General features: G+C 50.8%; 22 protein-coding genes and 1 other annotated feature. Of the genes, 5 read left to right on the top strand and 17 right to left on the bottom strand.

From position 1 onward, the window contains the following. The first annotated feature begins 90 nt into the window (after nt 1–90). Nucleotides 91–1,485 carry a MocR-like pyridoxine biosynthesis transcription factor PdxR gene (locus BMX45_RS20565; RefSeq protein WP_090911369.1) on the top strand — a complete coding sequence of 465 codons (1,395 nt, stop codon included), beginning with the start codon at nt 91–93 and terminating at the stop codon, nt 1,483–1,485. A 39-nt stretch (nt 1,486–1,524) separates the two neighbouring features. Here the strand turns inward: BMX45_RS20565 and BMX45_RS20570 are convergent, their stop codons facing one another. Next, nucleotides 1,525–2,205, bottom strand: coding sequence for an FMN-dependent NADH-azoreductase (locus BMX45_RS20570; protein ID WP_090911371.1), 681 nt, complete (start codon nt 2,203–2,205; stop codon nt 1,525–1,527). A gap of 82 nt (nt 2,206–2,287) precedes the next feature. Between BMX45_RS20570 and BMX45_RS20575 the strand changes: the two genes are divergently transcribed. Genes BMX45_RS20575 through BMX45_RS20585 form a run of 3 tightly spaced genes read left to right on the top strand, consistent with a single transcriptional unit; the run spans nt 2,288 to nt 5,862 of the window. Beyond that, nucleotides 2,288–3,691, top strand: a complete 1,404-nt coding sequence (locus BMX45_RS20575) for a spore germination protein (RefSeq protein ID WP_254778165.1) — start codon at nt 2,288–2,290, stop codon at nt 3,689–3,691. After that, a complete protein-coding gene (locus BMX45_RS20580; protein WP_090911374.1) occupies nt 3,684–4,778 on the top strand; it encodes a GerAB/ArcD/ProY family transporter in 1,095 nt (364 codons plus the stop codon). The genes BMX45_RS20575 and BMX45_RS20580 overlap by 8 nt, the downstream gene beginning before the upstream one ends. Nucleotide 4,779: 1 nt before the next feature. Further along, nucleotides 4,780–5,862 (top strand): Ger(x)C family spore germination protein, encoded by a 1,083-nt coding sequence (locus tag BMX45_RS20585; protein ID WP_090911376.1) that lies wholly within the window; start codon nt 4,780–4,782, stop codon nt 5,860–5,862. A gap of 153 nt (nt 5,863–6,015) precedes the next feature. On the opposite strand, the gene hisC is transcribed toward BMX45_RS20585, so the two are convergent. The 14 genes from hisC to BMX45_RS20655 all read right to left on the bottom strand — a co-directional run bounded on the left by hisC (nt 6,016) and on the right by BMX45_RS20655 (nt 20,126). After that, complete coding sequence (gene hisC / locus BMX45_RS20590; protein WP_090911379.1) at nt 6,016–7,143, bottom strand: histidinol-phosphate transaminase; 1,128 nt, start codon at nt 7,141–7,143, stop codon at nt 6,016–6,018. A 50-nt stretch (nt 7,144–7,193) separates the two neighbouring features. Beyond that, on the bottom strand, nt 7,194–7,499 hold the full coding sequence (locus tag BMX45_RS20595; RefSeq protein ID WP_090911381.1) for a Dabb family protein: 306 nt from the start codon (nt 7,497–7,499) through the stop codon (nt 7,194–7,196). A gap of 142 nt (nt 7,500–7,641) precedes the next feature. After that, complete coding sequence (locus tag BMX45_RS20600; RefSeq protein ID WP_090911383.1) at nt 7,642–9,246, bottom strand: alkaline phosphatase family protein; 1,605 nt, start codon at nt 9,244–9,246, stop codon at nt 7,642–7,644. A gap of 123 nt (nt 9,247–9,369) precedes the next feature. After that, on the bottom strand, nt 9,370–10,587 hold the full coding sequence (locus tag BMX45_RS20605; RefSeq protein WP_090911385.1) for a Bcr/CflA family efflux MFS transporter: 1,218 nt from the start codon (nt 10,585–10,587) through the stop codon (nt 9,370–9,372). Nucleotides 10,588–10,664: 77 nt separating this feature from the next. Beyond that, complete coding sequence (locus tag BMX45_RS20610; RefSeq protein WP_090911387.1) at nt 10,665–11,885, bottom strand: MFS transporter; 1,221 nt, start codon at nt 11,883–11,885, stop codon at nt 10,665–10,667. 120 nt (nt 11,886–12,005) lie between these two features. Beyond that, on the bottom strand, nt 12,006–14,513 hold the full coding sequence (locus tag BMX45_RS20615) for a WG repeat-containing protein (protein WP_090911389.1): 2,508 nt from the start codon (nt 14,511–14,513) through the stop codon (nt 12,006–12,008). Between the two features lie 167 nt (nt 14,514–14,680). After that, entirely contained in the window at nt 14,681–15,142 is a 462-nt protein-coding gene (locus BMX45_RS20620) for a DUF2269 family protein (RefSeq protein WP_090911391.1), read from the bottom strand. Further along, the gene (locus tag BMX45_RS20625; RefSeq protein WP_090911393.1) at nt 15,139–15,762 is read right to left on the bottom strand and encodes a TetR/AcrR family transcriptional regulator; all 624 of its coding nucleotides are present in this window, start codon (nt 15,760–15,762) and stop codon (nt 15,139–15,141) included. Before BMX45_RS20625 ends, BMX45_RS20620 begins: the two co-directional genes overlap by 4 nt. 26 nt (nt 15,763–15,788) lie before the next feature. Further along, a complete protein-coding gene (locus BMX45_RS20630; protein WP_090911395.1) occupies nt 15,789–16,241 on the bottom strand; it encodes a DoxX family protein in 453 nt (150 codons plus the stop codon). A gap of 187 nt (nt 16,242–16,428) precedes the next feature. Continuing rightward, complete coding sequence (locus BMX45_RS20635; RefSeq protein WP_090911397.1) at nt 16,429–17,673, bottom strand: MDR family MFS transporter; 1,245 nt, start codon at nt 17,671–17,673, stop codon at nt 16,429–16,431. 343 nt (nt 17,674–18,016) lie between these two features. Continuing rightward, on the bottom strand, nt 18,017–18,421 hold the full coding sequence (locus BMX45_RS20640) for an NUDIX hydrolase (protein ID WP_090911399.1): 405 nt from the start codon (nt 18,419–18,421) through the stop codon (nt 18,017–18,019). Between the two features lie 34 nt (nt 18,422–18,455). Beyond that, nucleotides 18,456–18,914 carry a DMT family transporter gene (locus BMX45_RS20645; protein ID WP_015734835.1) on the bottom strand — a complete coding sequence of 153 codons (459 nt, stop codon included), beginning with the start codon at nt 18,912–18,914 and terminating at the stop codon, nt 18,456–18,458. A gap of 33 nt (nt 18,915–18,947) precedes the next feature. Beyond that, nucleotides 18,948–19,649 (bottom strand): Crp/Fnr family transcriptional regulator, encoded by a 702-nt coding sequence (locus BMX45_RS20650; RefSeq protein WP_090911401.1) that lies wholly within the window; start codon nt 19,647–19,649, stop codon nt 18,948–18,950. Nucleotides 19,650–19,700: 51 nt separating this feature from the next. Then, nucleotides 19,701–20,126 (bottom strand): DMT family transporter, encoded by a 426-nt coding sequence (locus tag BMX45_RS20655; RefSeq protein ID WP_015734833.1) that lies wholly within the window; start codon nt 20,124–20,126, stop codon nt 19,701–19,703. A gap of 350 nt (nt 20,127–20,476) precedes the next feature. Here BMX45_RS20655 and BMX45_RS20660 point away from each other — a divergent pair, with 350 nt between their 5' ends. After that, the gene (locus BMX45_RS20660; RefSeq protein ID WP_090911403.1) at nt 20,477–21,340 is read left to right on the top strand and encodes a pentapeptide repeat-containing protein; all 864 of its coding nucleotides are present in this window, start codon (nt 20,477–20,479) and stop codon (nt 21,338–21,340) included. A 137-nt stretch (nt 21,341–21,477) separates the two neighbouring features. Here BMX45_RS20660 and BMX45_RS20665 read toward each other — a convergent pair whose 3' ends face one another. Together BMX45_RS20665 and infC are read right to left on the bottom strand one after the other, a co-directional pair. Then, nucleotides 21,478–23,166: a glutamine--tRNA ligase/YqeY domain fusion protein gene (locus BMX45_RS20665; RefSeq protein WP_090911405.1), complete on the bottom strand. Its 1,689-nt coding sequence runs from the start codon at nt 23,164–23,166 to the stop codon at nt 21,478–21,480. Nucleotides 23,167–23,241: 75 nt separating this feature from the next. Beyond that, nucleotides 23,242–23,500: a binding site (T-box leader), on the bottom strand. Nucleotides 23,501–23,589: 89 nt separating this feature from the next. Continuing rightward, complete coding sequence (gene infC, locus BMX45_RS20670) at nt 23,590–24,072, bottom strand: translation initiation factor IF-3 (RefSeq protein WP_090911407.1); 483 nt, start codon at nt 24,070–24,072, stop codon at nt 23,590–23,592. Nucleotides 24,073–24,136: the final 64 nt, after the last annotated feature.

Consider the following 24,136-nt stretch of genomic DNA (forward strand, 5'->3'; position numbering starts at 1 on the left):
ATCTATGCTACAATCATATGAAATTAACTGGTATGATCAAAGAGCCAGTTGAACACAAATATAAGCATACCAGTTGGAGGTCGATCCTACATGTGGGGAATCAAATTAGATCGGAACAGCGAAGTTTCGCTCAAACGCCAAATTTATTTGGCCATAAGGGATAAGATCGTTCAAGGAAACCTGCCGTCAGGAGAAGCCGTCCCCTCTTCCCGTCAATTGGCCAGGGTTCTGAACGTATCTCGTGCCACGGTCAACGAAGCTCTGGACATGCTGAACGTCGAGGGCTATGTGGTCAGCAGGCAAGGAGCGCCGACGCGCGTCGCCCCAGGCATCGTGCTGGAGCCTCCGACTGACGCCGCACCACGGGCGCAGAAAGAAGGTCCTCCTGACTTTGCAGCGGATTTTCGCACGGGCCAGCCAGAACTGAGATTATTCCCGCGGTACGCATGGCAGCAAATTTCATCGAAAACCCTTGGCGGCATGAGCTCCGCCCTGCTGGGTTATACGGGGCCCCAGGGCCTGCCGGCGCTGCGCAATGAAATCGCTTTATGGCTATATCGCAGCAAAGGGCTCAGCGTGGATGCCCAGGATATATACATAACGGCAGGCGCGACGCATGCGCTCAGCGTCCTTGCCGATTTGCTCTTTCGGGACCGTCAGGAGATATGGTTTGAAGATCCTTGCAATATCGAGATGCTGCAAACGTTTATCAATAAAGGGTATCGCATACATCCAGTTCCCGTGGACGAATGCGGCATGCAAACAGATCTGCTGGGCGGCAAATCAAGTGCTCCCGTGTATGTCACCCCCTCTCACCATTTTCCACTTGGCGGTATCCTGCCGGCCGACCGGCGCGCTGACCTTATTCGTTACGCCAGGAAGAACGGCAGCTATATCATTGAGGACGATTATGACAGCGAGTTCAGATATTACGGGGATTCCGTCTCGCCTTTATATGCCATGGATCCCGATAGGGTGGTCTATGTAGGCACATTCAGCAAGGTTCTATTCCCTGCGCTTCGCATCGGTTACGCGGTGGTTCCCCGTCAGCTTCAACAAAGCTGGAGCCGGTTACGTACCCATACCGATGTGCAGAATCCCCCTTTTGAACAGGCTGCTTTGGCCGAATTTTTACATACCCGAAAATTTGACAGGCATATCGGGAAAATGCGTAAGATCTACGGCGAACGCAGGCAGGTCCTCTTGTCTTCATTACATGAACACTTCGGAGATGATTGGTGTTCTTGGGGGGATGCAGCCGGTTTGCATATTGCTGTAGGGTTTCCCGGTGCTGTCTTTGACGAGGCTTTCAGGCAGAAGATCAGGCAAGATCGAATACGCATCACGCCGCTGGATTATCACAGCATTCAAAAAGGTCTCCACGCCAACAAGCTGCTGTTTGGCTACGGCCATCTTGAGCCTGGCGAGATCCGTGACGGAATGATGCTCCTGCATGCTTATTTAAAGGATCACGGATACATATAAACAAGGCTGCCATCAGGCAGCCTTGTTCATGGCACATTCCTATTCCGTTAATCCACTTTGTATCGGCTCTTTATTCGAAATCTCCGCCATAGCCAAGGCCTTCGCAGCTGTTTCGGCTTCCTGAAAAGCTTTCTCCAGAATTTCACCTGGATCCAGAATGGCATTCCCTTGCGCCCGGATGATCTGATCATCCATGATCCCCATGAAGTTAAACATGGATTTCAGGTATTTATGAGAGTATTCCACCTCGGTATACCAGTCATTATTCGTGTAAATGGCGTCACTTGCCTGAATAACCAGCAAACTTCGGCCATCGGTTAGCAAACCTTCCGAACCGTTCTCCGTGTATCGAAACGTCTCCCTTGCGATGAGGATGTTGTCGATATAATCCTTAAGCTTGGACGGAACGTTGAAATTGTGCAATGGCATGGCAATGACATACTTCCGCGCATCCTTAAACTGCCTCAGGATGACGGACATCCGGTCCGTGATCTGCTGCTCCTCTTCGTTAAGCGGCTCCCCTCTTCCCTTTTTGCTCCATGCCTCAAGAACCCTGTAGTCAATCGCAGGTATATGATCGCGGTATAAATCTACCTGTTCGATTATCCCTGCTGGATTCCATTTCGTGTACGCCTCTACAAAATGCTGAAGCACCTGTAAACTGACAGAGGCGGCTGCTTCCACCTTCGGATGAGCATTAATAATGAGCATTTTTTCCATTCAGTTTCTCTCCTTTTTCGTCTATTCCAACATATAGACAATTAAGGCAATGCGATTGTGACATCAGCGGGTCGTACTTTTCATGCATAAAGCAGAGGCTGAAATGGAAATGATATCTAACATTAAGTATGGCTTGGGAGCGGATGCAGATATGAATCTCAATGAAAGCCTGGCTGAATACTTCAAAGCGAACGCCGATTATTTCAATGTTGAAATTCGATTGCTGCAATATCATGTCCAGGTGATCGGTTTGGATTCATTAGTGGATATTCCCCAGAGCATCGCATCGCTTCAAACCCAAACCTCGAATCTAACCGAAATCGCCCTGCCGCCCGCTGATCTGCTTAAAATCGTGGGCGAGCTTGTTGAACCCAAATTGGAAGTGGTTGTACCCGACATCATGAAGGGCCACCTGATCATTCTGGAACCTGTGTCCGGAACCTGCAGCGCCGTTCTTCCGATATCGAAAACTGTCACCCGCTCCGTCGCATCTCCCGAAACCGAGAACACATTATACGGCTCCAGCAGCGCCTTTCTCGAAGATATCAATACGAACATCGGCATTCTTCGAAAACATTGCACCGGATCCTCCTTGCAAGTGGAAACGTACACCGTCGGAAAGAGCCATCCCAAATCCTTATTGTTAATCTATCAGCAAGACAAGATCAAACCCCGTTTATTACAATCCATTCAAGCCAAAATCAAAGCGGGTCTGGATCAGGATGTTCATCATATCCAGCAGCTCGAGAAGATGCTTGGCGTCAACACGTGGTCGCTCGTTACCAACCTCAACATGACGGAACTTCCGCAGAATGCAGCCCACTCCCTTCAGCAGGGCAAGGCCGTGTTAATGCTTGACCGTTATCCGTTCGCAATCATTATCCCCAGCCTTGTCATGGATATGTTCTGCATGAAGGACGATCATAATTATCCCCTCCCCTTCATGTACCTGATCCGATTCTTGAGAATCGTCGGCGTATTGATCGCGACGATTATTCCCGGACTCTATGTTGCCCTGGTATCCGTCAATCCTGAGGTTCTTCGGCTTCAACTGGCTCTCTCGATTGCTAACAGCCGGCAAGAAGTCCCTTATCCCGCCTTTGTCGAGACGCTGCTGCTCCTTATCGTTCTGGAGCTCATCCTGGAAGCGAGCATCCGTCTGCCCAAAAGCGTGGGTCCTACCATTACGATGGTTGGCGGCATTATACTTGGCCAAGCTGCCGTATCCGCCAAACTCGTCAGCAACCTGTTGATTATTGTGCTGGCGGGTACAACCATAGCTTCTTCTACGGTGGTAGGTTTCCAAAACTCCGTAACTGTGCGAGTGTTCAAGTATCTGCTGATCATACTATCCGCCATCTATGGCATGCTGGGATTACTTGCTGGAATCGTTGTCATCTGTGCGTATATGGGCCATCAAAAAAGTATGGGGATTCCTTACTTGTCGTTACCAATATTGAATCAGAAGGATGAACGAAATGGATAAGAACGGTTATCAAGCAACCATCCTGTACCTGATTTGTCATATGGGGCTTATTTTTTTCCTCTATCCCTCCGACATGTTTTCCGGCATGGACACGGGCCACTGGATCGGAATCTCCATCAGCTATGCGCTGCATGCAGCTGCCCTTTATATGTACATTAAAGGTCTCAAATGGGCCTCCCAGCCGAATGTCGTGGATATGTTCCGCAGCACCGGCAAATACCTGGCGTGGATCTTATTGCTTCCTGCTTTCTTTTACTTCGGCATCGCTATCATCGTAGCATTGAGGGCCTATTCCGAGATGTTAACTTTGGTCTTCTTATCGAGCACGCCGTTGTGGGCGGTCCAGCTGCTATTGATTGCGATTGGTTTTCTCATGGCGTGGCAAGGAATGTCCAGCATGGCTCGAACCAGCGTCCTGTTGGTTGTGTTGTTCATGTTCCCCATTTTGTTTGTTCTCTGCCTAGGCTTTCAAAATGTGGATTGGTATTATTTGCTGCCGCTCATTGACCGCGAGCAAACCTTGCATTTCATCGCAAAGCCCGATTTTCTGGTCAGTTTATTCGTTTACGCAGGCGGCTCCTTTTTCCTGGGATTGCTGCCTCCATCCATACATATCAGTCTCAAGAAAATGATGCTCGGCTCCCTTCTGCTGCTGCCCATGTTCTTCTTATCGGTCTATTTGCCGCTTCTGACCTTTGGCCAAGCCACTGCCGAGTTATACCAATTTCCTATGCTGATGACCATAGATACCGTGAATATCACCTGGCTGTTGTTTGATCGGATCACGATATTCTTCTTATTAAGTCTGATGGCGTTTGCGCTGATGTACTTGGGAGTAACCCTATGGGTCCTTGCGACGCTTGCCCAGAAGGCTGTCCCGAACGTCTCCAGGGTCTATCCGTTGATTGCTCTGACCGCTGGTCTGTTTGCCATATCCTTGGCCATCCCCAACTGGAATTACCTCAAGAATTTGCAGGTGTTGATCATTCCATTGCGATTGTATATTTTCCTGGTGCTTCCGCTGATCACGTTCCTTATCGGATGGCGGCACAAGCACAAAACAAACCGTGCAACGGAGGTAACCTGAAATGGACAACCCGCTCAACATCCGCCATCCTTTGAAGTGCTTCCTCATGCTGGCCGCCCTGGTCCCCTTGCTTGCAGGCTGTTGGGATAACAAAGACATTAACCATCGCTCGCTTCCGGTGATCATGGGCATTTCGTTAACCGAGGAGAATCAATATAAGGTGTTTCTGGACATTCCGGTCACGAATGAAACCAGCACTGTCAATATCGTTTCGGACACGGGCAACACCATCAATGAAATCATCGATCATATGAGCATGAACATGGAGACTCAAGTGGATCTGCTGCATTTGAAAATCGTCATCGTGGATAAGAACTTTGCCAGCAAGGGGATGGAAGACATTATTTCCGCTTTTAATCGGTCCAGGGACATCTCTTCCAAAACGCTTTTAGCGATCTGCGATGAAGAGCTGGATCAATTCTTTTCGGAATTGCAGGCGAAATCGGAGCACAGCGGCAGCATCGTTTATGATTTTTTTGAAAAAAACGCCGGTTGGAACCCCCAGTTGGCGGACACACGCGTATGGCAAATGTTTCGAAGCATTCATTCCTATACGCACGACGTGATCGTCCCGATCATTCGCGCAGGCAGATCCACCAGTATCGAATGCGTAGGCTCAGCCATCATCAAGAATGGCAGGATGACAGGTCGAATCGGTCCTGACGAAACCCTTGTTGCCAATGCCTTTTACGGAAAAAGCGCATTCGGGAAGGTCGAGGTTATGAACAGCGCCACCGTTCAAATCATTAGCAACAGGCTGACTCATCGCAGCTGGATGAAGGATGGAAGACCTTACCTTCGAAGCCATCTCAGGCTGAAAGTCACCATCCTGGACTCCAGGGGACACCCGACGGAAGAGCAGATCAACGGGAAGCTGGAAGAACTGCTCACCACCAGGCTGAATCGGATGTTTAAGCAAACGCAAAAAGAACAAGCGGATATACTGGCCTTGGGACAACATTTCAGAAACCATCTGACCCGCGAACAACTGCAGGATTGGAGAACGACGTATTATCCCGATCTGGATTTCAAGCTGAGCGTGACGACCGTCATTGAGAATCGTGGCAATCTTAAAAACCTGTAGGTCCCGGAAAAATGGATCAAAAACAGATGGAACTCAAAACAAAAAGAGCCGCGCCTGCGGCTCTTTTTTTGTTTAGGATGAGTTGGTTGCTGCAAGATTATTGACGTGATCCTTGCCTCCCGGGTAATGCCTTTGTATTCCTTCTTCAACGGTTTATGTTGAATGGACCAGGATCTCGCGTAAAGCGTCCAGCAAACCTTGATTTTCTTCCACGGTTCCTACCGAAATCCGAATATGACGCGGAAGCCCCCACCCTTTGGCTGACCGGACGATGATCCCCCGTTCCAGCAGCTGATGGTAGATGTCGTCTGCATGTTCGCCAAGCTCTGCCAGAATGAAATTGCTCATGCTCTCGACATAAGGAATCGATAATCGGCTCAGTCCCTCATAGATTTGGTGCCTTCCTTGTTCATTCATCCGGCGGGATGCATCGACATGTTCTTCATCTCCGAGCGCGGCCGCGGCCGCTGCCTGTGCCAATGCATTCACGTTAAAGGGCTCCTTAACCTGCAGCAGCGTGCGGATGATCCCTTCGGAAGCCGCGCCGTACCCGACTCGAATGCCCGCAAGCCCATAAATTTTAGAGAAGGTATTGAGGGTGATGACCGGATAACCCGACTTGATGAAATCGATGCCGTCCGAATAATCGGAGGCCGTGGCATAATGGCGGTATGCGGTATCGATGACCACCAGCACGCGATCCGGAAGGCTGTCGAGCAGCTTTCTCATTTCAGACTCTGGCATGTAGGTGCCTGTAGGATTATTCGGGGTGCACAGGTAAACGATTTTGGTACGTTCCGTAATGACGGCCAGCATATCTTCAGCTGAGAAAGCATATGGCTCGCGCAGCGGCACCTTAATGACCGTGCCCGACATGAGAAATGCGCCAAATTCGTATTCGCTAAATGTCGGATCGGGCACCACAATCTCGTCGCCAGGCTCCAGATACGCCCGTGAAATCAGCATGATCAGCTCATCTCCGCCGTTCGTCACGATGAATTGATTCGCTGCCAATCCCAGGTGCCGACCAAGCGCTTGCGCAAGAACCGACGAGCGTTCATCGGGATAACGGTGCAGGTCAGGCAGCTGATTCTGAATGGCTTGCAATGCTTTTGGCGAAGGACCAAGCGAATTTTCATTGGAAGCCAGCTTAATGACGCGATCCAGTCCGTATTCTTGCTGCACTTCCCAGATGGGTTTACCCGCCGTGTAAGGCTTCAGACGTCCAAGCGCCGGCCGCGGCGTTATTTGAGGCTCCAACCCTTCCCCTGCTCTAGTCAATGTTTTCTCCCCCTAACATGATTTATGGTGCCATTGCTTATGGGCCACTTCTATATCTCGCTGTAATCGATCTCCAGAAACTGCTCGACTTCCTTCTCCCAGCGATTTTCGACAAAATCAACATGCTGAGGATGCACATTGTAGGCCTCATAATCGGCTTCGCTCGCAAACTTCATGGAGAAGCCGAAATCGTATGTATTTTTGGGACTGATCTGCTTGAACACCTTAAACTCCTGAACCGTTGGAATCGTGCTGAGGGCAGCCCGTCCGTCCTCCAGAAAACGATGCTCCTCCTCCGAGCCTTTCTCGTGCTTAAGCGAAAAAATAACGGAATGAATCAAGCGGCTTGATGACATATTAGTCCAACTCCTTCTCTTTTTCTAGGCAAGAATTACATCATATTATAACGGCAAAGGCCAAAAAAATCCCTACTAAAAAGGCCCCCTTCTCCAGAAAAATTGGAAAAGGGTGCCTAGCACAGGCAAAACATCGGCAGCACTATTTTGCCTTTTGATTGTGATTCGCCAGCAAATCAAGCAAATAGGCTTTCAAGTCAACCATACGTAAATACGAAGGCTTCTCGTTTGTTCCGACAATGATCAGCGGAACAAGCGATTCCATGTGGCGAATCGATCCGTGGCCCCCGCCCCCCTCATGGGTCGGAGAGCTTCGGTCGGCCAATTCGTATCCCGGTTTCGCCGTGACCACCAAGAATTGCCCTTTATGGGAGTTCAGCGCCCCTGACAATCTCGCCAGCACATCCGGATATTGCCCGTAATCCAAAGTACGAGTCTGGGCGTTCAATTGAAGGTCCAGCACTTCGGCATCCTGCTTCACGGTCCACGCTTGCTTATAAGGGTCGATCAGGCTGCCCTTCTCTTTATATTGGAGCTCCTTATACGTGGATCCCTGCATGGCGTGAATCCATTCGTCTTCTTTCCATGCAACAAAATCAATGCGGTCATCCTTGCTAATGATTTCGGCCAAGCTTCGGAGCGTACGCTCCGGCTTGAACTTATATACGTAAGCCATCGTTTCATTCACCGCCAGCGCAATCTCGGTTTCATCCTTGAGATCCTCACCCGGCTTTAATATACGGATGCCTTTCAGCATAGCAGGCAAATCAATCTCCGAACGCTGCTCACGCGGAAGAAGCTGCGTCATGCCGCTGTCCCCGGCGATGATGAATATAGCCTCCTCAAACGCTTTTTCCGGCGATCCGAACGACTGCAACAAGGATTGAAGCTGCTGATCCACCTTTTTGACCCCTTCGAGCTCCGACGGCCCCTTTTTATGAAGCTTCTGGTCCAAGTCCGGCAGATATACATACAAAAAATCCGGCAGCTTATCAGCTTGGATCAGATGATTTACGGCCCCTATCGCGAACTTATTGTTCATCCCCATCCGTTCAGTGAGATCGTCAGGCAATTTCTCGTTGCCGTCGAAGGGATTGGACAGAGCTCCCAAGGTTAAAAAATTCGGGCCTTTAACTTTTATATTTTTCTGCAGCGACGTCGGACCCTGTATCCAATCCGGGATCGTCAGCGTATGCTCGGTCGTTCCGCGATATACCAAGCCGTTGATCGACCCCGATTTCAAGCCTCTGCGGGCTAAATCTTCGTAGATCGTACGCGAATCGGCATGTAAATGCTCCCCGTTCAGATGGATTAACGCATCGGTCAGGACCGGATTGATCCCCTGCCTCAGGATTTCCATCGGCCCGGTGCCGTAATTGATCAATTTTTTATCGTCGGTCGAATACCATAACAGACCCGGAACGCCATGGACGTTCGGATAGGCTCCCGTTAACATCGTGCTGTCGATCGTAACGGACATCGTAGGAAAAGAGCTGACCAGATCCTTGTAGTATTGCCCATGTTCAATCAGGGTCTGAAAGGTGGGCAGCTGCTTTTGGGATATGCCCTTATCAATGGCCTGAGCCATAAGGGAGTCGATCATCAAGAATATGACTTTCTTATGCGTCGCACCTTGTTCGGATTTTACCCGCAGCAAATCCTGCTCGGCAGGTTGTTGGTGCTGACATCCTATTACCGTGACCAATACAAGAGACAGCATTCCGAATAAGATTTTTTGTATCCGCATTTCCATTCACCACCTTCGTACATTTTGTCACAGAGTTGGGAATGTCATGCAAGGGATATTTTGCATATTCGCAGCATGTTCAAACTTAAAAGAGAGAGCGCGCTTTACCGCCCTCTCTCATGGTCAGTATCCATAATCCGCTGCCGTCCCCTGCGGTTTCGTCAGTTTGAAGAACGCACCCGCACCCAGCACGGAAGTGACGAACAGGATGGCACCCATCGGCACGGCGGTGGATTCGTTAATCCCGACCAGCGGTGACACCATCGAACCCAGCATTAAGGGAAGCAAACCGATGACTGCGCTCGCGCTTCCAGCCCGATGACCCTGGTTCTCCATGGCTAGTGTAAACGTGCTGGTAGCCACCATGCCGATCGTGATCATATACGTAAAGATCAAGATGACAATGACCGCAAGAGGTCCTTTGAGCATCGTCATGATCAGCAGCAGCAAGGTTGCACTTACCGAGACCATAACCCCGATGCGAAGCAGGCGCCGCTCATGTATGATGCCGCCAAATCGGCCGATGATGAAACTGCCTGTTATAATGGCGATTCCATTGATTCCGAACAGAATGCTAAAGACTTGCGGCGACACTCCGTAAATCCCTTGATATACAAAGGGAGTACCGGAAACGTAAGCGAAGCTTCCGCCGTGAATGAAGCCTACCGTCAACGCGTAACCGATGAAGGAACGATCCTTGAACAGGCTTCCCATCGTACGCACTGAATGGGCCAGGGAGCTTGGCGTTCTTCTCTCGCGAGGCAACGTTTCCTGGAGCCGTATGGCCACGATCAATACGATGACTGCCCCGAACATACTTAAAAAATAAAAAATGGAATGCCAGCTCGCTCCCGGCAATAGCAGTATGGCCCCGCCGGACATCGGCGCAACCATGGGGGCAACCGCGTTGATGACGGATAATAAGGCAAAAAACTTCGTAAGCTCGCGGCCGCTGAACACATCCCTTACAACGGCGCGCGAGATGACCAGACCTGCCGCTGCGGTAAAGCCCTGCAAGAATCTGGCGATGACAAGCGCCGTAATATGGGGTGCCAAAGCGCAGAACAAGGAGGAAAGGGCAAACAAAACCAGCGAAATGATGAGCGGCCTTCTTCTTCCTTGCGCATCGCTGATAGGTCCCACAAAAATCTGGCCGAGCGCAAGGCCGATCAGGCAGGATGTCAAGCTTAGCTGGACGAGCGATGCACGCGCGCCTAAGTCATCGGCGATTTCGGGAAAGCTGGGCAAATACATGTCGATATTGAACGGTCCTAATATGCCAAGCAAGCTAAGGAGCAAGGCTAATCCGAGGCGTTCTTTTCCTGTCGGGTTATGAAGCATAATGTGTCAAACACCTCTACTCTATGATTTTGTATTACATATCCATCCCAACCGACAAAAGAAGAGCCCGGTTCGAATCAAACCGTGCTCTTCCCGCTTTTATAGAGGATCCGGTTGACCTTTTCGGAGCTCAGCATCATGATCAGGGCAAACAGCAGGATGACGACGGGAAACAACCCGATGGATATCTGGGCTGCAACGATCCCAAAGAGCGGGGGCAGTATCGTTGTGCCTGTATAGGCAACAGCCATTTGATACCCCATGATTCTGGACGATTGGGCTCTGCCGAAGCGCGCCGGCGTTTCATGCAGCATGCAAGGAAATATGGGCGCAAGGCCGAGTCCGATGACAATCAATCCGATGAGGGACAGATAGGGATGCAGCGGCAGCAATAACAGGACGGCCCCTGCAATAGTCGTCATCTGCCCGGCCCGTATGAGGGTGAGATTGCTGATCTTCAGCGTCACGAATCCGGCTATGAAGCGGCCGACCGTAATGCCTCCGTAATACATGGATATCCAGACTGCCGCTGTTTCCAAAGGCAGCCCCCTGGTCCCTACCAGAAAGCTTGCTCCCCATAAACCGACGGTCACTTCCACACCGCAATAGAACAAAAATGCCAGCAAGGTAACCTTTACCCCTTTGATTTGCAGCGAATTCCCACGTTTCTTGACCATGGCTTCCCCTCTGCTCGCGGAGTCGGTTCCCGTATGTACATCCTGCATGTCTTGAGGCTGATGATGGCTCGCCACGATCTTCCATAGCGGTAACGTAAGCAGCAGAATGAAGACCAGCACGAATTGCAGAATCGATACGGTATAATATCCGTCTCTCCATGCATTGCCGGTCCCCATGGAATAGGACATGATGATCGGTCCTAACGTTGCGCCGACACCCCAGAAGCAGTGCAGCCAGCTCATATGATGGGCCTTGTAGTGGTTTGCCACGTAATTGTTCAACCCTGCATCAACGGCTCCTGCGCCTAAACCAAGGGGAATCGCCAACAGAATGAGCCAGAACAACGATGGCGCAAACGAAAACCCAAGCAGCGCGCTGGCTGTCAGCAAACAGCTGATAAGCGTAACGATCCCCGTCCCAAAGCGTTCGACCAAGCTTCCGCTGACCAGGCTGGACACGATCGTGCCTCCGGTCACCATCATCGACAGTACACCCGCGGATTCAAAGGCCGCTCCGATATCCGGCTGCATGGCCGGCCAGGCGACACCAAGCAGCGAATCCGGAAGCCCTAAACTAATGAAGGCAAGATAAATAATAAGAAGAAAAAATGTTACCACCATGAAGGTCCTTTCAACGTTGTAATCACTCTGGCAATATTCATCTATTCTAAACCTTGTTCGGTCTTATGAAAAGGCCAGGCACGGCTTTTGTCCTCAGAAAGCGGCGTGCTGAATGAAATGTCAGGAATGGAACGCCTTCCAGAATTCACCGTCGGTATTGATGATATCCCGGATCTGTGCGAACGGAATAGTGAATGTCGGAAAACCCGCGGCGTAAGGAGCAATCTCGTAAGGCGAAAACACCAGATGAATCGCATGATCCGTCACATAGAAGGACTGGTCGGGAGCGATTCCCGTATAACTGTCCGGGAACACGTACGAATACTGAGGATCTTCCTTGATCTGCTTGCCGACGATCCGGCTGAGCTCCCGCACATAATCGCTGCCTGGCTTAAACAAATCCTTCAGCGAATACATGCTGCCGTTCCCCAGGTTAATCAAGGCAAAGGTTCGGGTCGGCCTGCCATGCGCGGCACCGAAGGGATAGTGATAACCGTTCAGCTCGAGTACAAGCAGCTGCTCCTTGTAGAATATGACGTCAAAATCGCCTGTATAAGCATATTCCAGCTGCTGGTCTGCCGGGATGAACTTTACTTGAGACATTTCTTTAAGCTTGTTATTAACCGCTTGCTCGGCAGCCCGATCCCTCATTCCATCGATCTGAGGATAATAAACTAAGTAATCCGGATTGGGTTTATATTTCTCCTCTGCGACCTGATAAGGAGGCTGTAACGGAATTACCGTATTCTGCTTCCAGATGACGCGGCCTGATCGATCCAGATACGACAGCCTCTGATCGACCATGGCCTTTATCAAGCCGCCTGGTTCCAGCGTAAATGAACCGCTGCCGTTCAAGCGGGGATATCCCGGCGCCGGTTGGCCTGTTCGATCGATGAAATACGTCTGCTTTGCATCATATACCGAGGCCAAACCATGCTTGAATTCAAGAACGTCACGATATACATAATCGGACAGCCTCTTTCCTTCCCAATCGGCAATGGCATAGATAGATCCAATATACGGCTGTTCCGGAACAATCGCACGCCCGAGTGCAAACCGGTCTTCCTTCAAATCGCGGATATCGTTATATTCCGGCTGGATCACCCATGTTCCTAGTTTATTAATGACGCCATACTTCGATCGGTAATCTTCAGCCGTGTTAACGATAGCTCTCCCGTGATGGAAAGGGAATGCGGAAGAGAAAGCCGGCGGGATGACAACGTTCCCCTGTTCATCGATATAACCGTACTTGCCGGCGCTTTCCTTCTGGAAGGCCATCATGCCATCACCTAGCGGTCCAACGTAAGCGAACGGATAGGAAGCCAATTGGCGTCCATGGAGATCGATGAGGGCATACAGATTTTCTTTTATTTTCACAACGGCTTTGCCGCCTGCAAAATCATTCGCTTCCTCATACTGCGCAGGGATCGCCTCCTGACCCTCGGCATCGAGGTAGCCGTATCGGCTGTTTGCGCCATCTCCGTCGCCGGAATCGGTAACATCGAAAACGGCTCTTCCTTCGCTAAGCCCCGCGATATACGGATAACTCCGCCTTGTCAGCACTCGCCCTTGTTCGTTGATCATCTGAAAGCCTTGACGATCGATCACGGTTGCTCGATGTTCCAAGAATGGGCTAATGGATTGATACTTGGGCTTCACGACGAAACGGGCGAACCGGTCGATGAGCCCATAAAGTCCGTCTGCGCCAACGACTGCAAGGCCATTGTCCTGGAAATCCTGAGCATCCTCATACTTGGGTTGAATGACCATGCTGCCGCTACGGTCAATGTATCCCCACTTTGTTCCGCTCGTTGTTTTCACGGATGCCGGAAATAAACGGCCAAGGGTCTGCGATTGCCCCCTGCTTGCCAGCATTTCCTTGATCCGGCTCTCAAGCTCAAACAGAATCTCGCGTGAAGGGTAAGGCTCTGCGAACTCAAGTGCTTTACGGACCGACACAAGCGCGGCCTCCGGCATCCCTGCCCGGTATTGCGCGTCCGCCAAGTAGTACCAATAATAAGCGTAATCCGGATGTTCGTGCGTCAATCTTTCGTAATACTGAACAACGGCAGGAAAATAATAAGGGTAAGCATCCGTTGCAGGCACTAACGTTCCTCGGTCCCACCTGACCACCTCGACTCGGTACGCTTCTCCCGTATCGTGGATCCATAACGCGATTTCAACAAGACCATCCGAGCCCGCCGGACCGGGCAGATCCACGATATCGATATAACTGAAATTCACGTCAGCAGGCGCGATATCCTTATATCCCTCCGGAGTCCATGCGTAGATCGACAATTTGGACCAGATAGAGCCGAGCTGCCAACCTACGATCACATGGTTCAGGCTGGGGTTTAACACCGGAGCTGCCGTCAGTAAAGTAACCCCATACCCCTGTCCCATGACATTGGCAACGACTTCGTAACCATTATTTCGATAATGCAGCACAAATAGATATAATACTTCATTCAATCGATAGACTCCAACGATTTCTGGCACATGATCTCCCGTGACATCGGCGGTTATAACGGCAGCATGTTTGGCAGAATGACCTATGTGTATAATTTCCGCGCCGTTTGGCAGATAATCCTTAACCATCTGAATCAGCTGCGGATCATAAACGGACATGAAGTTTTCCTCCCTATTCGCAAGCTTTCTCGCCTAATCGTATGCAGACGATGGTCAAATATGCGCTTGCGCCAGAGGGAGGCGGCGCTTCACTCGACATGTTTTCGTTGCGGACGTTAACTAAAAACGACCCGATCGCCGTTTAGCGATCAGGTCGTCATTATCGTTCAGAATGATTTGCTCACCATGAGGTATAAAATAACGAACGGCAGCAGTGTTGCTATCGTCCCGCCTATCGCCCAATACGTTGAAGCTCGCTTATAACTTGCTGAGATTCCTCCATCCTTTACGGACTGCAAACTATGCCGAATCATTCCTTTTTGCAGAGGAATCAATATGCCCGCCCACAGAATTCCCGTAATGCCGAACAAAACCAAGGAAGCCGTAAGCCAGCTCATCCCGCTCAATCCATATCCGGCTTGCACGGCCATCACTATGCCTGAAACGATGATTAGCAGCAAACCTGGAAGCGTGAACACGGCATCGGCTAACATGACATTTTTTACCGTGTGATGGATCTCTGCAGGATCCCCTTTCAGGTCCGCCCGCACCTTCCAGAATGCCGCCGTGACGATATTGCCCAGAAACAATACACATCCGGCAATGTGAAGGAATAACCATAACGTCATCGGTTATCGCCCTCCTTCCGATGTCCGGGCCGCAAGATATCGATGATGAAATCCGAATATTCCTTCGTGCTGAATACATCGCTTGTTACGCCGATAAGCCCACGCATCCGCAATCCGAAAGACAACAGCTCGAACAGCTCCGCCGTCCGTTCCGCATCGATGGATTTCGTTATGACGCCGGCTGCCTGGCCCGTCACAATCCATTCCTTGGAAGTGGCCATCGCTTCCCTGTAGAAGCCAGCCACGATGTTGGCTATTTCCGGCTGATCACTTTTGCCGATCAGGTACATCAAGATCAGGTTGCTGACATCGTCCCTGCTTTCCAATCTCCACATGCTGTTTGCAATGGCATTCATCGGCCCGTCAAACTGTTTATTGTCCCCTTGCTTGTTCACCTCGTTCATGAACTGCTCGTTCTGTTCGGCAAGCTTTGCTCTTAACACGAGGACAAACAACTCATCCTTGCTTGATACATAATGAAAAATAGCTCCCTTGGATAAGCCGGAACGCTTCATGATGTCATTGAGCGTGGTTCGGCTTGCGCCCTGCTCACGTATCAGTTCTTCCGTGGCTTCAAGCAGTACTCGCTTGGTCTGCTCTCGTCGTTCTTCCTGCTTCATCAGTTATCCTCCTTGATGATGGTTGGTTACCCCTGAGGCGAAAGCCATCCCGCCATGATGACCGCCGCCAGAAACACGATTTGCAGCAGCGTTCTCGTTCCGATCGGAGTGGCCGGCTTGCCGTCGAGCGGCAATCGGTGATTTGCAGCGTACACATTGGCCGGAAACATGGCCAGCAGCATAAGGGCAAGGCCTGCAGAGGCGAAGGCGGTCGTGGCCGGAATAAGGATCAGAATCGCACCCGCAATCTCCAGCACCCCGGTTATGCTAACGATAAACGCGGCATTAGGGATCCCCGGCGGGACCATCGCGATCAGATCGGCTCGACGGTTTCCCCAATGGGCAGAAGCCGTAATCAGGAACATGACCGCTACCGCCAACCGGAGCGAAATAACCCAATCATTCGTATACTCCCAACCTGCAAAGCCCAGTGCCCGAAACAAAAGAAGCGAAACGAACATGGCTATGAACGGTATCATGGCCTTCACCAACCTTCCGTGAATTTGTAACTCTATTATATATACCGACCGGCGGTTTGTAAATACGAAAATACAACATTTTTCCAAACCTCCACGGCGAGACTCGAATGAAAATGTAAAGAACCAAACCGGTTGCGTCCCAACCCGGCTTGGCCCTTTCGTTTTACGATCCCATTTCAAGCGTCCGCTAGCTTTGCCTTTTTTCTACATACATTCGAAATAGCAGAATATACAACACCGTGCTGATCAAGGCCGATAACAATATGATGCCGAATACGCCCATCGGCGGTACCCAAGCCGACAGAAATACCGTCACCGGCGCCAGCAATCTTCCTACCGTAAACTGCAAACTGTCCGCTCCCATATACTGTCCTCTTGCATGCTCCGGCGCATAATGGCTGATAAAGCTTTGCGTCACCGGCGAGCGGACAATTTCCCCGAAAGTAAAAATAATGGTTACGAAGAATAGAAACCAGATGTTGGTGTTCAGCCCGAGCGCAAACGTGCCTACACCGGATAGCAAGGAAGAAAGAACGAATACGTCACGCTCCTTCCAGTTCCGAAACCACTTGGTTACCGGAAGAATAAATAGAACGAACAGGAGCCCGTTAAGGCCCAGCACCCACCCAAGAATCTCCGTGCTCGATAACATTAGCGAATGACCGTTCCAGGAGAACAGCGTCTGGGATGGCACATAATCGATGACATATACCGCCAAATACAGGTCCAGCTGCATGATGGTCACAAGGGCAAATATCCCTGCCAGTATGTATACCAGAAACACTTTATCCCTAAAAATGATGCCATATCCCTTCCACTGCGCCTTAAATACCTGAAAGATCGAATCAGTTCGCTCCGGACTGTTCGCTGAAGCCGGTAAGGTTTCCTGAACAATGAAGTAAATCGCGATGAAATAGACCAGCAATACGAATGAACATGACCACAGGAGCTCTTGCCGATACTGAAAAAAGAAAATGGCTCCAAGAGCCGGACCAAGCACGGCCCCTAAGTTGTTTGCCGTCGTAAACGTTGCGAATACCTGCCGTCGTTCTTGAACGGGAACCAAATCCGCTACCATCGCCGAACTGGCCGGCCTGTAGATGGCTCCCCCCAATCCGATGCCGATAAATGCGGCATAATCGGTCCAGTGCGAAGGCGACAGCGCGAACAGCGCAAACATGACCGTTTGCAGCGAGGCGCCAAGCAGCATGACGGGGCGTCGTCCCAGCCGATCGGCTATAGCGCCGCCGAGCAGGCTGCCGACGATGCTGAATATCGGAGGAACCGTCATCAGGATTCCCGCGATATGATTGCCTAGTGCAGCGCCGAAATAAACCGTTATGAAAGGAAAATACATCCAAAACAGCATATTGAACAGCGCTTCGCCGAATAATCGAACCTTTAAATTGGTATTCCATAATCGTATTGGCATAAAACTCCCTCTCTTCAGTCCAAACAGCCACAAGTTAAACATTGGCGATGCAGTTTCTATCCCGGCCGGGTATTACACACTATAGGGCATTTTCCTGGCAAAATATAGACTTATATTTAACGCTACGTTATACTAATAATATCAAAGCCGAATATAGTGATTTTCAATTTAGATGACCCATAAAACGAACATTTGTTCCAAATAAAAAAGACGCTCCTTCCGGAGCGTCTTTTTTTGTTGCAGGGCTGAATTCACTTGGCCTGCTGTCAGGGCGGGCATGAATAACGAAAACGCCCGTCAGATAGCAGTAGTCAGGATCAAGTAATAGGATAATCCCTCAGACTTAATCCGCCAGCTTTTTCAGTTCATGCAAATGATCAAAGATCATCTGGCTGACCTCGGAGACCCGTGCCCGATCCTTATACGTAAGCCATGCTAGCTCTTCAATCTCCGAAGCCGGTCTTAACTCCCCTTCATATTCAGCCGTGTAACAGGACATCGTTACCCGAACGCCCTCCGATTTACTGTGGGCGGAAGCGCGGAAGCTCCCTGCATTCGCCGCGGTCTCCGGTTTGATGCGAACGGAGAGCTCCTCCTCGATTTCCCGAACCAGGGTTTCGATATCGGATTCTCCCGGTTCCCGCTTTCCTCCGGGCAGGTAATACGTGTCCTTGCCCTTGGAACGAGCGCCCAATATGCGTCCATCCAGGATGTGGATCCAAGCGATTTTATCAATTTCCGTGATCATGTGGATTCCTCCCTCATTCTTCGATTGCCGATGGCTATGCCGTCTCTTGCTGCTCCTGTTTACCGCCTAACTTAAATACTAGTATACCCCCGACAATCACAAGAACACCGATCAGCTGATTGCTCGTAAACGGGACCTTCTCCAGGCCCAACCAGCCCAAGGAGTCCCACAGCAGCGCGAAGCCGAGCTGCGAGGTCATAACGATCGAAATCGCGAATGTAGCACCAAGCAGCCTTGTCGCTTGTACCAAACAGATCACGACCCCGACTCCGATCATTCCGCTGATCCAGTACCAGGGCTCCATGTTTTGAATGTCGAATGTCCCTTTTCCCTCTACGGCAAGACTCATGACGAACGAAGCCACAAAGCCCATGCCTAGCACCAACGTCGTTGTAGACCAGGAGCCTGTTTTTTCATTCACCCTGTTATTGAAAATGTTCTGCAAGCTAACCAACGAACCCGCGATCAGCGCTAATACCAATCCTGCTACCATGCTCTATCTCCCTTACGGTTTCTTTCACCAACGTCATTCTTCGTAGATATTGCCGCCGGCTACACTCATCAACGCTTCCCGATCTTTGATCAGAATGGAACCCTTGCGACGCACGATCAGCCCTTCATGGCTGAATTTCTGGATTACCCGGTTCAAATGCCGATAACTGGTTCCGAGCAGATTCGCGACATCGGTAAGATGGTATGCGGCCGGGTCGCTCATGACGAACGTGCCCGACTCTTCCTCTGAAACGGACAGTAAATAACTGGCCAGTCGCACCTCCACCGGGTGCAGCAAATTAAAACTCAAGAAATTGGATTTGATATAAAATTTCCGCGTGATGATCCGCAGCAAAAATTGAAGCAGCGGCGGATGCTCCTGCCCGTATTTGCGAAGCCAGCGATAATGCACGCCGATCATGTAGACGGGCGACACGGCCTGTACCGTATTGATCATCGGATTTCCCTGAACGTATTCGATGTCTCCGATCACCTCGAGCGGCGTTTTGAATGAAAGGACCAGCGCCTTGCCTTCCGCGGATGTCGTGAAGATTTTAATTTTCCCTTCAACCAGGACGTACAGCATCTCCGCAGGCTCGCCTTGCGTACAGATGATGTCGCCTTGGTCATAATGGTATAACACCAAATAAGGCTTTAGCCCATCGGGAAATATGGAATTGATTTGGTTGTTTAACAAAAAATCCCGCATGAGCTCGGCATCATGAATTTCCTTCACGTCCCTGTCTCCTTTCCCCTTCACCCGTCTAAAGGCCCCTTGTTATCCGCATCATAATTTGATAATCACGACTCCGGCAATCATCATCCCGATCCCGATGAATTGAGGCAAACTCATTCTCTTCTTCGCCACGCCGAACCATCCGTTGCTGTCAATCAGGAACGTCAAGAATAACTGGGCGATTAATAACGCGGATATCGTTAATGTCACGCCGATGTTCTGAATCGCCGTCACCTCGCTGAATATGATGGGCGCGCCCAACGCTCCGCCGATCAGATACAGTGGCTTCACTTGCCCGAAGCCTTGCCTGCTGCCATCCCGGACGAACAGCAGAATGACCAATGCCATCAAAAACCCGGTCAGCTGCGTAACCGCGGCGGCTTGCCAGGTGCCCATATCCTGGCTGATCCTTGCATTGGCTACACCCTGCAGCGTAATGCAGGCACCGCCAATGAATGCAAATAAAATTCCTCTCACGATACAAACTCCTTCATCTATAGATCTGTATACTATTAAAAGTGATCTCACCGGACGCAGGAAAGGACATATGTCCTAAAATAAACGGGATTCCACATCCAGCCTATCCGAAGACACGAATTTCATTATATACTATCTGTTGGCTTTTCATCGATCATGCAAAAAAAACTGCCTAAATTTCCTTGGCAGCCTAAACGAGGGTTGCGCAGATCCGGCTCTCGCGCATTCTTAAGGTATAAAACAGTTATAACCAACATTGCATCTATGACTCTATCCTTGTTTTGTTTTAAAATAGAACTATAATTAGTCATTTATTGACGTTTCTATGACCGGAAGGAGCCCCTTTACGCATGCTAGACAGACAAGAACACAACCCTGATGAACAGAAACGAATTCAATTGCAATCGGATTGCGAACGCTGCTTTGGATTATGCTGCGTCGCTTTGCCTTTCGCTGCCTCTGCCGATTTTGCCATCGACAAAGACGGCGGGACCCCTTGCCGCCATCTGCAATCCGACTTCCGATGCGGCGTTCACAATAGCCTGCGGCAGCGCGGCATGCGGGGATGCACCGTTTATGAGTGCTTCGGCGCGGGACAAATGGTTTCACAGGTCACCTATAACGGACGCGACTGGCGGCAGGCCCCGGAGACGGCAAAAGAAATGTTCGACGTATTTCCGATTATGCGACAGCTTCACGAGCTGTTATGGTATCTGAACGAAGCGCTGAGTTTGGAGCCGGCGCATGCCATACATTCTGATCTTAAATCGTCGCTGGAAGCGACGAGGAGGTTGACCCAGCTTCCTGCCGCATCCCTGTTACGGCTGGATGTGGCAGCTCATCGCGCTGAAGTGAACCAGCTGCTTCTTCGAACCAGTGAGCTTGTGCGGAACGATGCGCGACAGAAGCATACAGGGCCGCCCGTGCGTCAGAAGATCGGGGGCCGCGGTGCCGATCTCATGGGAGCAAAGCTTAAAGGAGCTGACCTGAGATACGCCAATCTGAGAGGAGCTTACCTCATTGCGGCGGACCTCAGAGGAGCCGATCTGCGGGCCGCTGATTTGATCGGGGCCGATTTCCGGGATGCGGATCTAAGGGGAGCTAATTTAACGAACAGCATCTTCCTGACTCAATTCCAGGTTAACGCGGCGAAGGGAGACGCAACCACCCGGCTACCTTCTTCCTTAGCCCGGCCGGCACATTGGACGTCTTAACGTCCCATGAATAGCAGCATACACAGGATCATTGATCAAGAGCGCAGCAAAGGAATCTCCGGCAGCCACACGCTGCCGGCTTCTTTGTGCTGCCTGAAGGTCCGTACCCGACGATCGCGGCCCCTTGATCGCATTCCTTAATTCTTGCCGGTCTTCTTCCATGAATCCTTCAACGAAACGACCCGGTTAAACACCAGCCTATGCTCTGTTGCATGCTTGGAATCCAAGCAGAAATAGCCGTGTCTGATAAATTGGTACGTTTGGTTCATGGCCGGTTCCTTCATGGAGGGCTCCAGTATGGCGTCTTTGACCCGAATCAACGAATCGGGGTTCAGGAGATCCGCCCAAATATTATCCGATTCCAACAGCTCGGCCGTTTCCTTCAACAAGGTATCGTATAAGTGAAGCTCCGCCGGAATCCCATGCTTCGCAGAGACCCAGTGCAGCGTGGATTTCACCTTGCGCCCTTTGAATCCGCTGCCGCTCTTCGTCAGTGGATCATACGTGCAGTGAATTTCCATGATGCCCCCCGTTGCCGGGTCTTTCACGACATGCTCGCATTTGATGAAGTAGGCTCCTTTCAGACGCACTTCCTTGCCGGGCGATAACCGGTGAAATCCGGGATCCGGCTCCTCCATGAAATCCTCCCGTTCGATGTACAGTTCCCGTGAAAAAGGAACCTCCCGCATCCCTAACGTTTCGTCATGTTCATGGTTCGGTATGCTCAGCAACTCAGTGCGATCTTCCGGAACATTCGTAATGATCACCTTCAGCGGGTTCATGACCGCCATCGCGTTGCTGCACCGATCCTTCAAGTCCTGACGGATGAAATGGTCGAGCATCGCCGAGTCCACCATGCTGTTGCCGCGAATCACGCCGAGTTCGTCCAGGAAATGCCGGATTCCCTCGGGATTCACCCCCCGTCGCCGAAGTCCTTTCAGCGTAGGCAGTCTGGGGTCATCCCACCCATCCACAAAACCTCCCTCGACGAGTTCCCTCAGGTATCGCTTGCTTGTTACGTATCCGGAGATGTTCAATCTGCCAAACTCCCGCTGCTTCGGGGGCTCCATCACTTCCAGCTCAGCCAGCACCCATTCGTACAGCGGTCGATGCTCTTTAAATTCGGCAGAGCATAGCGAATGAGTGATTCCTTCGATCCAATCCTGGATCGGATGGGCGAAATCATACATCGGATAAACGCACCACTTGGTTCCGGTACGATAATGCTCGGCATGAATAATCCGGTATAAGACAGGGTCTCTCAGATTCATGTTGGGCGAAGACATATCGATTTTGGCCCGGAGCACTTTCGCGGACGTTTGGAATGCCCCTGCCAGCATTTGTTCGAATAACGATACATTCTCCTCGATGCTGCGCTCTCGAAACGGGCTGTTCATGCCGGCTTCGTTCAGCGTCCCCCGAAATTCCGTCATTTGCTCTGGCGTGAGATCACAGACATATGCCTTCCCTTTGGTGATGAGTTTCCTGGCTGCCTCAGCGATTTGATGCGCATAATCCGATCCGAAATAAACGCCCGGCTTCAGTCCGAGCCACTCGATATCCTCCCGGATCGCATCCACGTATTTCATGTCTTCCTTCAGCGGATTCGTATCGTCGAACCGAAGATTGAATGTCCCGTTAAACCGGCTGGCGATGGCATGGTTAATGTGGATTGCATAGGCGCTGCCGATGTGCAGATAACCGTTGGGCTCTGGCGGGAACCGCGTAGCCACCGGCCTGTGATATACGTTGTTCTCCACATCCTCCCTGACCATCCTGGTCAAAAAATCCGCCGTTTCCGCTCCCTTGTTGTAATCGTTGCTCATACCTGAATCCTCCTTATGTTTGATTACTGCCGCCATGCCGTATAAAACAAAAAATCCCGTCTCCAAGACATCAGTCTTGGGGACGAGATTCGTTTCGCGGTGCCACCCCGGTTTGCCGATATCTCTCGATACCAGCCTTATCGGGTACGGCCATCACGCGATCGCATATACCCTAGCTCTGTAACAGGAGCTCCTGTCGCACCATCCCTTATCCATAAGTTCCGATGCGCCGCTCGGAGGCTTGGTTCAATGAAGGGCTTCCCGCTCCTTTTCAGCATACCGAAGCTCTCTGCAGGGATTCCTGTTCATCTACTCTTCTCTTCATGGCGTTTATAATTTGATCCATAATATCACCAGAATATCAAAAAGTAAACCGCTAAACGTCACGTAAAATGAAACGCCCTTGTAAGAGGTTCCGCAAGATTATACCGGCAGCAACTTCACCGCAGCCTGTTTGCCGCTGACCTGAATACCCGTTTCCTTCTTGCCCACCCCGGCCAGATCTTGAACGAGTCGTTCAAGCAGCTTACGGGCCGCTTCGCCTTCCTTGCCTTGAATGCGTATGACCGGCTGGACGGCTTTGCCCGCTGCCAGCAGCTTATGCATCTGCGAGAGCTTGGTGTCGTAATCATGCTCTTCGATATGTACGGACAGGCGGAATTCCTTGACTTTGACCGGACCGCCCGAAACCTGCTGCTTCGCTTTAACCGCCTCCTGCTTCGCTTGGCCGCGGCTTACGAGCTTGCATGGCGGCGGGCTGCTGAACAACGAAGTGCATACCAAATCGGCTTTGTGACGTTTGGCCAGAGCAAGCGCCTCATCTCTGGAGACGACGCCCAACTCCTCGCCGTTCAGGCCGGTAAGCTCGACTTCGCGCGCTTTGATCTTTTCGTTCATCATCAACATGGACTGATCCTCCTATTCTGTCTGTTAAACCATGGCTTTAATGATAGAATAACATACTCTTCCT

It is taken from the genome of Paenibacillus sp. cl141a, assembly GCF_900109305.1.
GTDB lineage: Bacteria > Bacillota > Bacilli > Paenibacillales > Paenibacillaceae > Paenibacillus_AQ > Paenibacillus_AQ lautus_A.